The sequence below is a fragment of the Pseudoalteromonas sp. AS84 genome, assembly GCF_038900255.1.
Lineage (GTDB): Bacteria > Pseudomonadota > Gammaproteobacteria > Enterobacterales > Alteromonadaceae > Pseudoalteromonas.
In genome coordinates this window covers 178,529-193,761 of the sequence record NZ_JBBMQY010000001.1, presented here as the reverse complement: position 1 = coordinate 193,761, position 15,233 = coordinate 178,529, and the positions used below count along the sequence as shown (strand labels likewise).

Genomic DNA, 15,233 nt, shown 5'->3' with positions numbered 1-15,233 from the left:
TATAAATAAAAATGCCACTCTAAATAGAGTGGCATTTTTGTTTAATCAGTAATAATTGTATTAAAGATCAAATGTGCGAGAAACAGCAAGTACGATACGCTCATCAGCATAATCGTAATCTAAGCTTGTGTTTTCAGCAGCCACTTCAATACCAAAACCTTCGTAGCTTGTTTGGTATGCCAAGCGATAGTGGTGGTATGATTTATCACCCTTAGCGCCATCCCACTGAAACTTATCGCCATCAAGTGAATTTGAAATATCAAAACTTGCACGTAGTGCGTGGTTTGGAGCTAGTTCATAAGTGTGAGCAACCATTGAAATTACATGACCGGCGCCTGTTCCAAAGTAATCCCAGCTGTACCAAAAGTTAAGCTCAGTTTGTCCGTACTCACTTGCGTAACCAAATTTTGTGTAAGCTTCAGCGTAGTTTCCATCGCTGTTATTACCTTGGTACGTGTAATAAGCAATACCGTAGTCAACGCTAAATTGCTCATCAAGTTGCACATACTTACCTACATAGGCATCAAGTTCAAAATCAGTGTCGTCACCAAAATCTACATTTGAAGCCCACACACCTGCGTAAACACCGCTGTCAAAGGCATAGTCCAAGCTACCTTGAATCGCTGGGTCGCTATCTGTTTGTGTTACACCATTAAAAGTGTAGTCAGACGCTGCAGTGATTGTTGTTGACCAATCAGCTGCTGCAGTTGTTGATAAAAGCGCAAATGGTAGTGCTACTGCAAGTTGTTTTAGTTTGTTATTCATTATTTATCCCTAGTGTACTGTGTCAATTTTTGTGTAATCAATTTCGTTTGCTTTTGGTGAGCTATCTATATTCGTTACTGTTTTAAATTTACTGTAACCAATAAAAGCAGCACAGATAAAGAACAAGCCAATAACTAATGCACCTACCCACTGAATTTGTAAAAATTCCAATTTAAACAATAGTGTAAGTAGTGATAAAGCAACAATGTTTCCGACTATGTATTTCATTTTTCCAAAACGCTTTACGGTAAAGTTTAGGTTATCTGTATATAAACGCACTAACGAATCGAGTGAGTTAATTACAAATACAATACCTACAAATACCATAGCAAAGTTTTTAATACCTTGAGTTGGAATGCCCGCTTCGTGGTAGTGATAAAGTACACTAAACCAAATTGCGATAGGAATAGAAGGGAAAATCAGCATTGCAGCCAATACTTGGTATGTTTTAAGTCCACCAACAAAGCGTGATGTAAATTGACCAATCATTATGCTCCATGCGAACCACCAAAATAAGTAAAATTCATGGTAATCATTAAGTGGTAAAACAAATTCATTAATATTAGCAAAGTAAGTACCAATAGAGCCTAAGTTATCTGTAAATGCTGACATTTGACTATCACCGATCACAAATGCGCCAGCCCACATAAAGGCGATTAATACTAAAAATAACCACGTAGTAGAAATACTTAAAATACGTACATATTTAATATCAGTACTTGAGTACACAGCAAAACAGATAGCTGCAAACACAATTAAATAAAACTCAGCAACTATACTTGTTCCATCACCTAATTCGGGTAAATACCATGGTAGGTTTGTAAGCAATAAATAAGCGGTAAATGCACATGTACCAATAATTACAACGTTATTGATAAATTTAACCCAAGGAATTTCGAAAAATTTCACTTTAGGTTCTATTACACAGAAATAAAAGCACGTAAGAAAGTAAAACCCCCAGATCAAAAATCCCCAGTAGCCAAACTCAATAGCCAGTGGATTTGCAAACGCGTATTCTGGGCTTGCTTTTATGTCTGCATAACCTGCAAACTCAGTTAAAGGAAACATGATAAGGCCAACATCAAGGCCAGAAGTAAATAGTATTGCTATAAACGTAAAGGTTCGAACTGGTGTTACACCTACTACGCGAACATTACCCCATTTAATTAAAATAGTGATAATGGCAAGTAAGGTAAAAATGATCCCTGCATTAAGCCAAATAGTCATTGTTACCCTCCAGTAATGAATAAAAATAATTCATAAGCACTCCGTATTTTATTGTTTTATTCTCGCATTAACACAACGTAACCTATTTACATCGTGTGCCACTGCAAGGCACGCATTGGTTTAGCCCGACGAGACTAAACCTGAGCATGTGGCTAAAGTTAGATCTCCGTACTACGTTGTGTTTCTTGCCAGTTTTTTGTTATGGCAACATTCACATCCGATTTCTGTAATGGGTCTTTACCTAAAATTATGTCAGCTGCTTTTTCGGCAACCATAATAGTAGGCGCATTCAAGTTTCCGTTAGGAACCGTTGGGAATATAGATGAGTCAACAACACGTAATCCTTCAATACCATGTACTTGCGTATTTGAGTTAACAACGGCCATATCATCTTCACCCATTTTGCATGAGCAAGAAGGGTGGTAGGCACTTTCTACGGCTTGGCGTACAAAGGCATCTATTTCTTCATCTGTTTGAATATGTTTACCTGGTTGAATTTCTTCATCGCGGTATTCATCAAAGGCACTTTGCTCGATTATGTCGCGTGTTAAGCGAACGCATGCTCTAAAGCCTTCAATATCGTCTTGATGCTCAAGGTAATTAAATAAAATTGTTGGTGGTTGCTCAGGATTTGCAGAAGCAATAGTCACACTACCACGGCTTTTTGGTTTGTTATGACCAACATGTACTTGAAAACCATGACCTGCAAATGCGCTTCGACCGTCGTAACGCATAGCCGCTGGTAAAAAGTGATACTGAATATCTGGCCATTCAACACCTGGTTTTGAGCGAATAAACGCACACGATTCAAAATGATTCGTTGCACCTAAACCCGAACGCGTTAATAACCAGCGCGCGCCAATCAAACCTTTTGAAACAATGCCTAGCTTGCCGTTAAGCGTGATAGGTTGCTTACACTTGTATTGAAAGTAAAACTCAAGATGATCTTGTAAGTTTTGACCAACACCAGGTAGATGATGTTGTACTTCAACGCCTGCTTTTTCAAGCGCTTGTGTGTCACCAATACCAGAGAGTTGTAAAATATGTGGAGAGCCGATTGGGCCTGCACTTAATACAACGTCTTTTGCAGCATGTGCAGTTTTAACGTCGCCATTTACTTTGTATTCGATGCCTGTAGCTTTCTTGCCATCTAAAATCACGCGCTGTGCGAGTGCACCTGTAATAATCGTTAAATTACTACGCGATTTAACAGGGTCTAAATACTCACGAGAAGCAGAGCTGCGCACGCCGTCTTTTACGGTCATGTGCATTGGGCCAAAACCCTCTTGCTGCGACGCATTATAATCATCTGTAGAAGCGTAACCGGCTTGTACACCTGCTTTGATAAAGGTGCGGTAAAGCGGGTTTTTCATTTCGTTGCCGTTATTAACGCCAAGCGGGCCTTTGCCACCACGGTAAGTATTTTCACCAAGGTAAAAGCTTTCTGCCTTTTGAAAATACGGTAAACACGATTGGTAATCCCAGCCGTTTGCACCGTGTTGCTGCCATTCGTCAAAATCTTTTGCGTGACCACGTACATACACCATGCCATTAATAGATGACGAGCCGCCTAATACTTTGCCTCGTGGGCAATGCATTTCACGGTTATCTAAATGAGGCTCAGGCTGCGTATGAAACTGCCATGCGTATTTGTCACTATTCATAGGAATAGATAACGCGGTTGGCATTTTTATAAAGATACTTTTATCGCTACCGCCAGTTTCAAGTAGTAACACGCGGTTACTTGAATCTTCAGATAAACGGTTGGCTAAAACACAACCCGCCGAACCCGCGCCAACAATAATATAGTCGTAATGATTACTCATAGTAGGGCGCCTTAAAATGGGCTTTCTATGTCGGCCATACCAACATAAATAGACTTAGTTTGCGTGTATTGATCAAGCGTTTGTATACCATTTTCACGGCCAATACCCGATTGCTTATAACCGCCAACTGGCATTTCAGCCGGTGAGTTACCGTATGCATTAATCCAACAAATACCGGCTTGTAACTTATGAATTACGCGGTGAGCACGTTTAATATCACTCGTAAATACGCCAGCAGCTAAGCCTAGGTGTGTACCATTAGCGCGTGCAATCACATCGTCTTCGTCGTCAAAAACAAGCACGCTCATTACTGGGCCAAATATTTCTTCTTTAACGATAGTCATGTCGTCATTACAATCAATAAACACAGTCGGTGCTACAAAATAGCCATTAGGTGCAGATTCTGGTGAAAGCGTTGTACCACCAGTTAAAAGCGTTGCACCTTCTTCTATGCCTTTATTAACGTAGCTCATTACTAGTTCTTGATGCTTTTTAGAAATAAGTGCGCCAAAGTTTGTATTTAAATCTTGTGGGTCGCCAGCAATAATGTTTTTCTCAGTGCGCGCTTTAAGCTCATCAATAAATTGCTGATATACATTTTTATGAACGTAAATACGTGTACAGTTAGTACAAATTTCGCCTTGCGTATAAAAATTACCTAACATGGCCGCGCTAACTGCTTGCTCAATGTTGGCGTCATCGAATACTAATAGTGGAGATTTCCCACCAAGTTCCATCGTGACATCTTTTAAAGTACCGGCAGCACTTGCGACTACTTTTTTACCTGTGCCTACTTCACCCGTGAACGATACTTTGTCAATCTCGCTATGCTGCGTTAGCCACTGGCCTACATCGCCCGCGCCTTGAACAACATTAAACACACCTGCAGGTACGCCAGCTTCAACAAATACTTCTGCAAGTTTAAGCGCGCCCAGTGGCGTTTCTTCTGATGGTTTGAATATAAATGCATTCCCAGCAGCAAGAGCAGGGCCTGACTTCCAACATGCAATTTGTAGTGGGTAGTTCCATGCACCAATACCCGCACAAATACCTAATGGCTCTTTGCGTGTGTAGTAAAAGTCATCACCAACCATTTGTTGTTGGCCTACCTGTGCTGGCGCAAGACCTGCAAAGTATTCAATTACATCAGCGCCAGTTTCAATATCAACACAATTTGCTTCTTGCATTGGTTTACCGGTGTCGAGTACTTCTACAAGTGCTAGTTCATCGTTACGCTCGCGTAAAATAGCCACTGCTTTTAATAAAATGCGGCTACGTTCAATGGGTGTCATTGCTGACCACTGAGCAAAACCTTGCTTTGCACTCTCAATGGCTGCGTTTTGAATAAATTCGTCGGCAATTTCTACTGCGTAAATAACCTCGCCCGTTGCTGGGTTTGTTACATCAAATGTTTTGCCGTTCTGGTTTGCAAGAAAATGGCCGTTAATAAAATTTTGATAGACAGGTGTAGTCACGCTAGGCTCCATATTGCTTGATAAGTGAAAGTACATAGCTTTTTGCTAACTTTTCACAGTGTTTAAACTGATTATTGTCTGATTTACTCAGTACTGCTCTTAACCATAGGCCATCGATCATTGCGGCGCTAAGTTCTGCAGCTTGATTTGCTTGCTCAATAGGCATTAATTGTTTAAAAGAAAATGCTAAATTACTTTGCAAGCGTTTACTGTTTACATTTTGTAGTCGGTGTAATTCTTCATCATGCATCGATTGCGCCCAAAAACTTAACCACGTTCGGGTTGTATCATTACGCTGTTGTACAAGCGCAAAGTTGGCTTCGATAATAAACATTAAACGTTCAGTCGCATTTGTTTGATGATTTACTTTGCCTATCAAGTCTTGTTTTAAGCTTGTTAGTAAGTATCGAACAGTGGCTTCAATCAGCCCCTGCTTACCACCAAAATAATGACTAATAATACCCGACGATAAACCTGCATTTTTACTAATGCTGTTTATAGTCGTTCCTTGTAATCCATTCGTCGCAACAGATTCTATAGTTGCGTCAATTAACTGCTGACGCCTGACAGGTTCCATTCCAACTTTAGGCATAATTTTTATTAATTGAACGTTCAATAAAGATAAGCTTAAGGTAATAGCTCTAACAATTCAAGGTTGAGGTAAATATCTAGATGCCAAAATGTAGATTAATCATTAATAAAAGTGCAACTAATGCGATAAAATAGATAAAATTTTATTTTATTTAATTTCTTATAAAACATGGTGTTGCAAGGTTTTTTTTGAGATTAAATAATAGTAATGATTTGTTTACAGCAATAAATGAATAAAATGTGTAAAAATCGTTAGTGCAGTAATAGTTAGAGCACTAATAGTATTATTTTAATGCAAAAGCGCACTAAACCTGTAATTGCTTAGTGCTCTAATAAATTTATATAGAGAGTAAACTTTATGGTTTTATCGTTTTAAAGCGCTTGGTTTGGAAAGGTCAGGCATTATTAATAACACCTTTAAAAAGGAGAGGGTAACGTCTTAGTCTATTGCCAATATAGTCATCAGCTAAAATTTGCTGGCAAATGAAATCAATATCTTTGCTTGCTTCAAAAACCCAATCAAAGCGCTCTATAGCCAGTAAAAAACCACGCTTTAAATGAGTTTGAGCACGGTACTGTTCTAAATTGTCTTGAATAATAGAGACTTTGCTTGGATCAGATCTAAGCTCTTCTACTACTTGGTTTATAAAAGTAGTATTGAGCTTACTGGTAGGGCGGTGTCTGAGTTTTCGTGGGTGCATTAGCTCTCGTTTGCAATGTTATATAATTTTTTCAAAAAGTCGTCTTTATGCTTTTCATGTTCATAGTCAAGGTGGTAAGTATTATGAAAACCAAAGCGCAGCTCTACGCCGCTACCTTGTAGGTATACTGTGTAACCATCTACGTCTGAATAAGCAGTAACGCCTTGATAATGCTTACCTTCATCAGTCATTTCACCTTTTTGAATTATACGTTCATATACGGCTAAAATCTGTTTATTGTCGAGTTCGTTTTTCATGTTTTATACCTTTTATTTGATAACTCATACGATACAGATATGAGGGTCGATCATCTTAAAAACAATAGCTAAAAAAGTGTGATATTGCTTTGTAATTTAGCTTTTTTAAATTATGCTCAAAACTCATTTATTGTTGAGCTTACACCATGATAGACAAGGCGTTACTACTAAAAACTCGTGAGTTATCGGATCAATTAATTGCATTGCAAACGCCTATTAGGATACTTGATGCTATTAATTGGGATAAACAAACTAAAGAAGAGTTTTTTAGACAGAAATGTCAAAAAAACCCACTTATCGATCGTGCATACTATCAACAGCGCGACCTTGGTTTTGTACCTAGCGAGTTACGCCAAGCGTTTTCTACTTTGCACCGTAACATTATTAACCAACTGGGGCAGTTAAATCCGATTGCTCAATATATGGGAAAAATGTGCACTGAGTATAAAACGGTATTAAGTATGCTTGAGTATCGAGGTACGCCAGAATTTCATGACTTATCGGTGGAGTTATTTGGTCACCCTAAAGACTTATTCCATGCCGGTGAGCCCTCACTCTCTGAGCTAGCTAATATGCTAGATAAACCGCTGCAAAATTTACTAATAGCCGACATACTGCCTGACGACCCTAAAAATATTGATGCTGTTGATGCTGTACGTATTTTGTCTGAGCAAGTAAACGCTAGTATGGCAGGTATAAACGTAGAGGTAATGCTTAGCGATGGTATTGTCAGTGATGCAGCCGCCGGTGCTAATAATATTAAGCTTAATCAAGATGTTAAATTTTCTCAGCGTGAACTTGATATATTGGAAGTTCATGAAGGGTGGATACACGTAGGTACCACTCAAAATGGTCTAGCTCAGCCGTATTTAACGTGTTTAAGTAAAGGTACGCCTAGCTCCACTATTACCCAAGAAGGCTTAGCGGTATTAACCGAAATTATTACTTTAAAATCGACTCCGAGACGTTTATCTAAATTAGTAAATCGTATTCAAGCGGTTACAAAGGTAATAGATGGCGCTGAATTTGTAGATATTTACCGTGACTATGTCGCACAAGGTTTATCAAAAGATGACAGTTACACACTCGCGCAGCGTGTATTTAGAGGCAGTACGCCAACAGGTTTGCCTTTTACAAAAGATATTGCTTACATTAAAGGCTTTGTATTGGTTTATAACTTAATACGCGTTGCAATACAGCTTGGTCGAATAGATAGACTACCTTTATTACTGGTAGGTAAAATATCAATAGATGACTTTAGATTAATTTCGCAGCTTCATGATTTAGGTGTAATAGAGAGCCCACAATTTGTGCCTCCACACTTTAAAGACTTACGCGGTTTGGCAACTTGGTTGAGCTTTGGCCGCTTTATTGGCGATTTATCGTTTGAAAAGTTAGAAAACGATTATAAACCGTTATTTTTATAATTAATCAACATAACCTACCGACATAAAAAAAGCCCATAACGGGCTTTTTAAATAAAGTACTTTAGGTTTTGCTATCGAGCATTGGTGCTTTCAAATATTTTGTCAGCTGAGGCTGCAACGAAACCAGTATAAAGCTCACCGTCGGCTTTAGGGTAACGAATAGCAAACTCATAAAAACAGCTAGGGATGCTCATATCACCGTCACTAAAGGTAACAGAGTATTCATCAGCAAGTGTTGACGATTGCTCTAGTAACACCTCTGGTGAGCCTTTAACTTCACCGCCTGACGTATTAAGCGAAAAGCCGGCGTCTTTTAGGGCTTGGTTAACATCATGAATGTTATCAAACTTAGCAAGCGTATTAATATTTACGGTAAAGTGATTGGCGCGGTAACCCCACGCCGACATCCACGCTGCATATTCGCTTTCAGCTAGCAGCTGCTTATAAGTATCGGTGCTTACTTGCCAATGCGTGCCTGAATACAAAAAGTTATCAGCTGTTACTGCGCTTTCGTCAATTTGGCTTACCATATTGGTTACGATGGCTTGTAACTCAGGCGAGCATTTTTCAACTAATAGCTCAGAAATAAACACTTTTGGCTGATTCGGATCGCTATGCTCGTAGTGCTTTGCGTAAAGTTTTTTAGCTTCAAAGTGGTACTCACCACATTCTTTGTAACCAATAGCTAAAAAGTGAGCAGCGAGCTTTTCAAGACCCACTTTTTCAATATTAAACGTACGCAGCGCAATATGATCGTTAATAATGTCATCTTTTTGCGTTGACCCTAAAAGGTCATGAATTTTGTCTGCCGATGGTGTTACGTTTAAGTAGTTTTTCCAAAGGCTCTCAAATAATGTGTTTACATCAGTATGCATGTTAAATCCTTAAATCTAAAATTTTGGTTTTATTGCTTATTCAATTACCAAGCCTGGCGCTAGGGTTTGCGGTAAGCTCACTTTGTCTGACTCAACAGATGCTACAGGGTATGCGCAATAATCGGCGGCATAATAGGCACTGGCTCTGTGATTACCACTGGCGCCAATACCGCCAAATGGAGCTGCACTTGAGGCACCCGTAATAGGGCGGTTCCAGTTAACAATACCTGCACGAATACGCTTTAAAAAGTAAGTGTAGTCATCTTCACTGTCGCTAAGTAAACCTGCAGATAAACCAAAGCTTGTGTTGTTGGCTTCAATGATTGCGCTGTCAAAATCATCAAAACGATATACTTTAATTAGTGGTCCAAAATGTTCTTCATCTGGCATATTGGTAATGTTTGTTACATCAATAATGCCTGGACTTACAAAGCCTGTGCCTGATTTTAATTGCTTAAGTTCAACAAGGATTTGCGCGCCTTTTGAGACTAATTCACTTTGCGCGGCAACCATACCCAGTGCTGCTTTTTCGCTTATCATCGCACCCATAAAAGGCTGCTCTGTAGCAAAGCTGTCGTCTACAACTATATTTTTAGTTGCGCTTATTAGCTTTTCTAAAATAGCATCGCCGTTGGCTGATTTTTCAATAAATAAGCGGCGTGCACACGTACAGCGCTGACCTGAGGTAATAAAGCCTGATTGAATAATATCGTGCACAGCGGCGCTTACATCACTCACATCTTTTACAATCAGTGGATTATTACCGCCCATTTCAAGCGCTAAAATCTTACCGGGGTGTCCAGCAAACTGTTTATGTAATAAGTGACCTGTGTTTGAGCTACCGGTAAAAAACAAGCCATCTATATCTTTATGAGAGGCAAGTGCTTTACCTGTTTCAATTTCACCTTGCACAAGGTTAATAACACCCGCTGGTAAGCCCGCTTTTAGCCAAAGTGAGAGGGTAAATTCTGCCACGTGCGGAGTAAGCTCTGATGGCTTAAATACCACTGTGTTGCCAGCTAGAATTGCAGGAACAATATGTCCGTTTGGTAAATGCCCAGGAAAGTTATACGGGCCAAAAATAGCCACAACGCCATGCGGTTTGTGTCTAATAAACGCTTTAGCACCGGGCATTGGGTTTTCGGTTGTACCGGTACGCTCATGGTAGGCTTTTACAGATATAGCTACTTTACCTGTCATTGCGCCTACTTCGGTGCGGGTTTCCCATAATGGCTTTCCTGTTTCGTGTGCAATTATGGTCGCAAATTCTTCGCTGTGTTCTTTTAATTGTGCTGCGAAGCTTTCAAGAATGACTATACGCTCTTCAAGTGGTTTGTCTGCCCATTGTAATTGCGCAGCTCTGGCTGCTTTTATAGCCGAATCTACTTGCTGGGCGTTTGCGCCATTACCTTGCCATACCACATCGCCATTACTTGGATTGATTGACTCAAATACTGGGCCAAGGCCTGTATGCCACTGGTTATTAATTAGGTGTGTATTCATAAATTATTTACAGGCGGAAAAATCGCGCTGCGTCTCCTTGGCTTAAATTAAGCGCCTTAGCCACATCTTGGCTAATGACGAGAGTATGTTTCGCATGATTGTAATGTGCGTCTTTGGTAAATGTTGCTCTAAAGCCACTTACGCCTTGATTACATACAGCCAGCGTATCTGAGCTATTTTGTGATATGTGATCAAGCTCACCAATAGTAATAGGGCAAACTTGAGAGTCGCGAATGCTGCGAATATTACCAAGCTTTGCTTCAACCGTTGGGCCTGCGTCAAATAAGTCAACGTAGCCTCTGTGCTCAAAACCTTCTTTTTCTAATAATTTTAGCGCAGGTTTTGTTTTTTCATGCACATGGCCAATAACAGCTTGGGCTTTTTTGCTAAGCAAGTTCACATATATAGGGTACTTAGGCATTAACTCGCTAATAAATACCTTATCGCCTAAGCCCACTAAGTGATCCGCTTCTGGAAATTCGATACTAAAAAAGTGTTCTTGCAGCCATTGCCAAAAAGGAGAATGGCCGTCTTCGTCGCTAACACCGCGCATTTCTGCGATAACAGTATCGGCAAAACGCTCGCTATGCTGAGCCATAAACAAAAAGCGTGAACGCGATAAAAATCGACCCGTTAGGCCTTTACGACTATTTTCGCGCAAAAATAATGTGCATATTTCAGAGCAGCCTGTGTAGTCGTTACACATGCTTAAAATATCAACGGTGTTATATACATTTAAAGTAGGTGAGTGGTGTACTGTTTTACCTAAATGATAATGATATAAAGGCACCGATAAACCTACCGCAGCTTCTATAGCGGTTGTACCAATAACGTCACCTGTTTCACTGTCTTCTAAAACAAATAAATAGCTTTCATCAAGTGGCTGGTTAATGTTTTTGGCAAAGCTTTTTTCAGCACGTTCAATTTTTTCTTTAAGCTGTGCATCGTCCACAGGCAAAGAGGTAAACCCATGGCCTGACTCAATTGCTATTTGTTTAAGCGCTTCAAAATCATTGGCAGTAATAGGACGTAATACTTGCATTTATTGCTTGCTCCAATAGCACGCCAGTAGGCGTGCTAATTTAAACTATATTAACCGTTTACTACATCGCTAACCGCTTTTTCAAAGCGCGCTAAGCCTTCTTTAATATCTTCAAACGGAATAACTAAAGACGGTGTAAAGCGAATTACATTCATGCCAGCTACAAGGTTCATTAAACCATTATTAGCACTTGCTACTAAAAAGTCGCGTGCACGGCCTTCAAATTTGTCATTTAATACTGCGCCAATTAATAAGCCTTTACCACGCACTTCACTAAACACGTTGTATTTTTCGTTAATTGCGTTTAATCCGTTACGGAATAATTGCTCGCGCTCTTTAACACCGTTTAGTACATCTGGTGTATTTACTGTATCAAATGCAGCTTCTGCAACAGCACATGCAAGTGGGTTACCACCGTAAGTAGAGCCATGCGTACCAATTTTTAAGTGCTCAGCAATGTGTGTGCGAGTGATCATAGCGCCAATAGGAAAACCACCGCCTAATGCTTTTGCAGTTGTTAAAATGTCAGGTACAACCTCTAAGCCTTCGTAAGCGTATAAATCGCCTGTGCGGCCAACACCTGTTTGCACTTCATCAAAAATAAGTAGCGCGTTATGTTTAGTGCAAAGTTCACGTACTTTTTTAGCAAAACCATCTGTTGGTGAAATAATACCGCCTTCACCTTGCAATGGTTCCATCATAACTGCACATGTTTTATCGCTGATCAGCGCTTCAAATGCAGCAATGTCATTAAAGTCACAATGTACTATGTCAGCAGGTTTTGGACCAAAGCCATCTGAGTAAGCGGCTTGTCCGCCAACGGTTACGGTGAAAAAAGTACGGCCGTGGAAACCTTTATTAAATGCAATTATTTGCGTTTTTTCAGCGCCGTAAACATCAAGTGCAAAACGACGGGCTAGCTTAAGCGCCGCTTCGTTTGCTTCTGCGCCTGAGTTTGCAAAGTAAACTTTATCAGCAAATGTGGCTTCAACCATTTTTTGAGCTAAACGAAGTGCTGGCTCATTAGTCATAACATTCGATAAATGCCAAATTTTTTCGCCTTGCTCTTTTAATGCTTTAACTAATGCAGGATGGCAATGACCCAAACAGTTAACGGCAATACCACCGGCAAAATCAATAAACTCATTATTATTTTGATCCCAAACGCGTGAGCCTTCACCGCGAACTGGGATAACAGCAGAAGGATTATAGTTTGGTACCATTACGTCGTTAAATAAGTCTCTTGTTACTTGCATTTTGTACACCTAAATTGAAGGGCTTAGATAAAAGATTAGTTGCTAAATCAAAGAAGAATATAGCCTTTATTCTTCAGCAAACACGTTATTATTTCTTGTAGGGCGTCATTATCGAAGGTTAGCTGTTAAAATTGCAGTGCTATTTTGTGAAAAATGATTAAAATAAAAGTCAAAATGACGAAATAAATAAGCATTATGATAACTCCACAAGATGAAAAGCTACTATCTGTATTAAAAACAAACGCAAGAGCCAGTATTTCAGACCTTGCTCGCATGCTTGATTTATCTCGTTCAACGGTACAAAGCCGTATGCTTAAATTAGAAGAAACGGGTGTAATTAAAGGGTATAGCGTAGATTATGGAGATGACTACCTCAGTAAAATGGTATCAGCTCATGTGTCTATTAAAGTTAAGCAAAAATTAACAACTAAAACAAATATTGAGCTTAAGCAAATTGATGCAATTTCGCAGCTCTATGCCATAAGTGGTGAGTTTGACTTAATTGCTGTGGTACAGGCTCAAAATTTAGAGCAATTAAGTCATTTACTTGACGATATAGGAAATCTTGATGGAGTAGAGCGCACAACGTCATCGGTTATTTTAGAGACTAAATTTAAGCGATGAACCAGAGCATTTATGATCCCAGCAGCAAATTACTTTGTTGCTGCATTGATTGTGACAGGTGTTGTTTTTGCTCTTTTAATCACTTCTTTGGTTGCTTCATCTAATTTTATAAAATAAGCATTACCGCCAATTCCTTTAAACTCTTCATCTGTAAATACAATGGTGTTGTCATCAAAAAAGGTGACCGCTTCTTTTTGTGTAACAATTCCTAAATCTATTTTTGAAACATTACCAGAGAAAAATTTATCACCTTCAAAGTTTTCAAATAACCAAAGACTGGTTGAATCAAGTAAGACTAATTTTTTACGATCAGGGCTAAGCGCTGCAGAGGTTATCCAGCATAGTTTTTCAAGCGTGGTACATGTTTTAAAAGAGTCGATTAACTCAGCCTTAAAATTAGCCGCATGATCGCCTACTTTATACACTTTAGTAATACCATCGAAAGGCTCAGTACGGTTTTTGGTAAATAAATATAAGTGACGACCTAGTGCTACAAATGCCTCTAAATCAAAATTACGGTTATTAGGTTTTATTGGACTGCCATCCATTTCGGGGTAGGTGAACTTGATTATTTCGGCTTGGGTTGTATCTGTTTTTATATCTATCGGGTTTTCTATTTTATAAATAGTGAGCCATCTACGGTCGTTTTTGTTATTGCCAAAATCCCCTAAAAAAAAGTGCCCAAATTTATTTTGGGTCATATCTTCCCAGTCAATATTTTTAGCGTTTTCAACTAGTATTTCTTTGGCGATAGAGCCATCTTGATTAAGGCGGTAAAGCTTGGGTTCATTGCCTCCGTCGTTTATCGCCCATAGACGTTTTTGTTTATCAAATTCAATACCTGAGATTTCTTTTAATTTAGGATCAACTGAGATTTCTTTTTTACTATAAAGGGTATAGATTGAAGAACCAACAAGTGTGGCTATTATTAAAAAGGCGATTGCTATAGTTATTAAAATGCTTTTTTTCAACATGAAAATTATGATATTTCAGAGTATTAAGATGCTGTGTATTATCACTGATGAAAGTACATAACAAAAGGGTTTTATAAATTTAGGCAATACTTTTGGGTTATTTCACGTTAAATTCAGTTAAATAAATAATATGTGATGTACGCTTAGTTGGTTCAAATATTGCTCTGTACTAATGAGCTTTTTAAAAAAGATTGTTTATATACTAACCGCACTTTTTAGGTGCAGAAAAAATGAATTGTTGCACTGTAATAATGCGTAAATAAAGTTTTGGTTAACTTAAAACGTGTTTAATGATTTTGAATGGAATCCACATCGCCTTTTTGTTTAGTTGTATGGCCTGTGGCAAAGATTAAGTACCCTTTTTGGTTTAGTTGGAGCCTGCTATGTTGAATAAACGTTTTTTTAAAACAAAAGATGAAGCTGAAGTAACCTTTGAATTCTCTCATCCTGAGGCTGAAGAAGTTTGCTTACTAGGTGAATTTAATGATTGGCAACCTGTGCCAATGAAGCTTAATAAAAAACAAGGTGTGTTTAAATTTAAGCAACGCTTACCTATCGATCAACAATTTCACTTTCGTTATTTAATAAATGGAGACATTTGGGATAACGACCACCAGGCTGATGGTTATATTGGCAATACATTTGGCACAGAAAACAGCATAGTAAATACTCAACGCATTAATTAAGGCG

The 15,233-nt window shown here is 38.9% G+C and carries 15 protein-coding genes; 3 read left to right on the top strand and 12 right to left on the bottom strand.

Translation table 11 applies throughout. From position 1 onward, the window contains the following. Nucleotides 1-60: 60 nt before the first annotated feature. The 7 genes from WNY79_RS00805 to WNY79_RS00775 form a co-directional block, all read right to left on the bottom strand. Nucleotides 61-765: a TorF family putative porin gene (locus tag WNY79_RS00805; protein ID WP_024599927.1), complete on the bottom strand. Its 705-nt coding sequence runs from the start codon at nt 763-765 to the stop codon at nt 61-63. A gap of 9 nt (nt 766-774) precedes the next feature. Continuing rightward, complete coding sequence (locus tag WNY79_RS00800) at nt 775-1,992, bottom strand: BCCT family transporter (protein WP_342874826.1); 1,218 nt, start codon at nt 1,990-1,992, stop codon at nt 775-777. Nucleotides 1,993-2,150: 158 nt separating this feature from the next. Continuing rightward, the gene (gene betA, locus WNY79_RS00795; protein WP_024608401.1) at nt 2,151-3,818 is read right to left on the bottom strand and encodes a choline dehydrogenase; all 1,668 of its coding nucleotides are present in this window, start codon (nt 3,816-3,818) and stop codon (nt 2,151-2,153) included. An 11-nt stretch (nt 3,819-3,829) separates the two neighbouring features. Beyond that, complete coding sequence (gene betB / locus WNY79_RS00790; RefSeq protein WP_024604518.1) at nt 3,830-5,293, bottom strand: betaine-aldehyde dehydrogenase; 1,464 nt, start codon at nt 5,291-5,293, stop codon at nt 3,830-3,832. A gap of 1 nt (nt 5,294) precedes the next feature. Next, nucleotides 5,295-5,870, bottom strand: a complete 576-nt coding sequence (gene betI / locus WNY79_RS00785) for a transcriptional regulator BetI (RefSeq protein WP_024603276.1) — start codon at nt 5,868-5,870, stop codon at nt 5,295-5,297. 409 nt (nt 5,871-6,279) lie between these two features. Further along, complete coding sequence (locus WNY79_RS00780) at nt 6,280-6,585, bottom strand: hypothetical protein (protein ID WP_182712443.1); 306 nt, start codon at nt 6,583-6,585, stop codon at nt 6,280-6,282. After that, nucleotides 6,585-6,842, bottom strand: coding sequence for a DUF3081 domain-containing protein (locus tag WNY79_RS00775; RefSeq protein ID WP_008169639.1), 258 nt, complete (start codon nt 6,840-6,842; stop codon nt 6,585-6,587). Before WNY79_RS00775 ends, WNY79_RS00780 begins: the two co-directional genes overlap by 1 nt. Nucleotides 6,843-6,988: 146 nt before the next feature. Between WNY79_RS00775 and WNY79_RS00770 the strand changes: the two genes are divergently transcribed. Beyond that, nucleotides 6,989-8,269 (top strand): flavohemoglobin expression-modulating QEGLA motif protein, encoded by a 1,281-nt coding sequence (locus tag WNY79_RS00770; protein WP_008169642.1) that lies wholly within the window; start codon nt 6,989-6,991, stop codon nt 8,267-8,269. Between the two features lie 71 nt (nt 8,270-8,340). Here the strand turns inward: WNY79_RS00770 and WNY79_RS00765 are convergent, their stop codons facing one another. From WNY79_RS00765 to WNY79_RS00750, 4 genes are read right to left on the bottom strand one after another with little or no spacing between them, the layout of a single operon-like run. Continuing rightward, nucleotides 8,341-9,144, bottom strand: a complete 804-nt coding sequence (locus WNY79_RS00765) for a DUF1338 domain-containing protein (RefSeq protein WP_121954576.1) — start codon at nt 9,142-9,144, stop codon at nt 8,341-8,343. 36 nt (nt 9,145-9,180) lie between these two features. Next, nucleotides 9,181-10,647 (bottom strand): succinylglutamate-semialdehyde dehydrogenase, encoded by a 1,467-nt coding sequence (gene astD / locus WNY79_RS00760; RefSeq protein ID WP_342874825.1) that lies wholly within the window; start codon nt 10,645-10,647, stop codon nt 9,181-9,183. Nucleotides 10,648-10,654: 7 nt separating this feature from the next. Continuing rightward, entirely contained in the window at nt 10,655-11,689 is a 1,035-nt protein-coding gene (gene astA / locus WNY79_RS00755) for an arginine N-succinyltransferase (RefSeq protein WP_024598142.1), read from the bottom strand. A 50-nt stretch (nt 11,690-11,739) separates the two neighbouring features. Further along, nucleotides 11,740-12,945, bottom strand: coding sequence for an aspartate aminotransferase family protein (locus tag WNY79_RS00750; protein ID WP_342874824.1), 1,206 nt, complete (start codon nt 12,943-12,945; stop codon nt 11,740-11,742). 195 nt (nt 12,946-13,140) lie between these two features. On the opposite strand from WNY79_RS00750, the gene WNY79_RS00745 reads away from it, so the two are divergent. Next, nucleotides 13,141-13,569, top strand: coding sequence for an Lrp/AsnC family transcriptional regulator (locus tag WNY79_RS00745; RefSeq protein WP_024598140.1), 429 nt, complete (start codon nt 13,141-13,143; stop codon nt 13,567-13,569). A 29-nt stretch (nt 13,570-13,598) separates the two neighbouring features. Here the strand turns inward: WNY79_RS00745 and WNY79_RS00740 are convergent, their stop codons facing one another. After that, nucleotides 13,599-14,543: a hypothetical protein gene (locus WNY79_RS00740; protein WP_342874823.1), complete on the bottom strand. Its 945-nt coding sequence runs from the start codon at nt 14,541-14,543 to the stop codon at nt 13,599-13,601. A gap of 383 nt (nt 14,544-14,926) precedes the next feature. On the opposite strand from WNY79_RS00740, the gene WNY79_RS00735 reads away from it, so the two are divergent. Then, nucleotides 14,927-15,229, top strand: coding sequence for an isoamylase early set domain-containing protein (locus WNY79_RS00735; protein WP_007580752.1), 303 nt, complete (start codon nt 14,927-14,929; stop codon nt 15,227-15,229). The last annotated feature ends 4 nt before the right edge of the window (nt 15,230-15,233 follow it).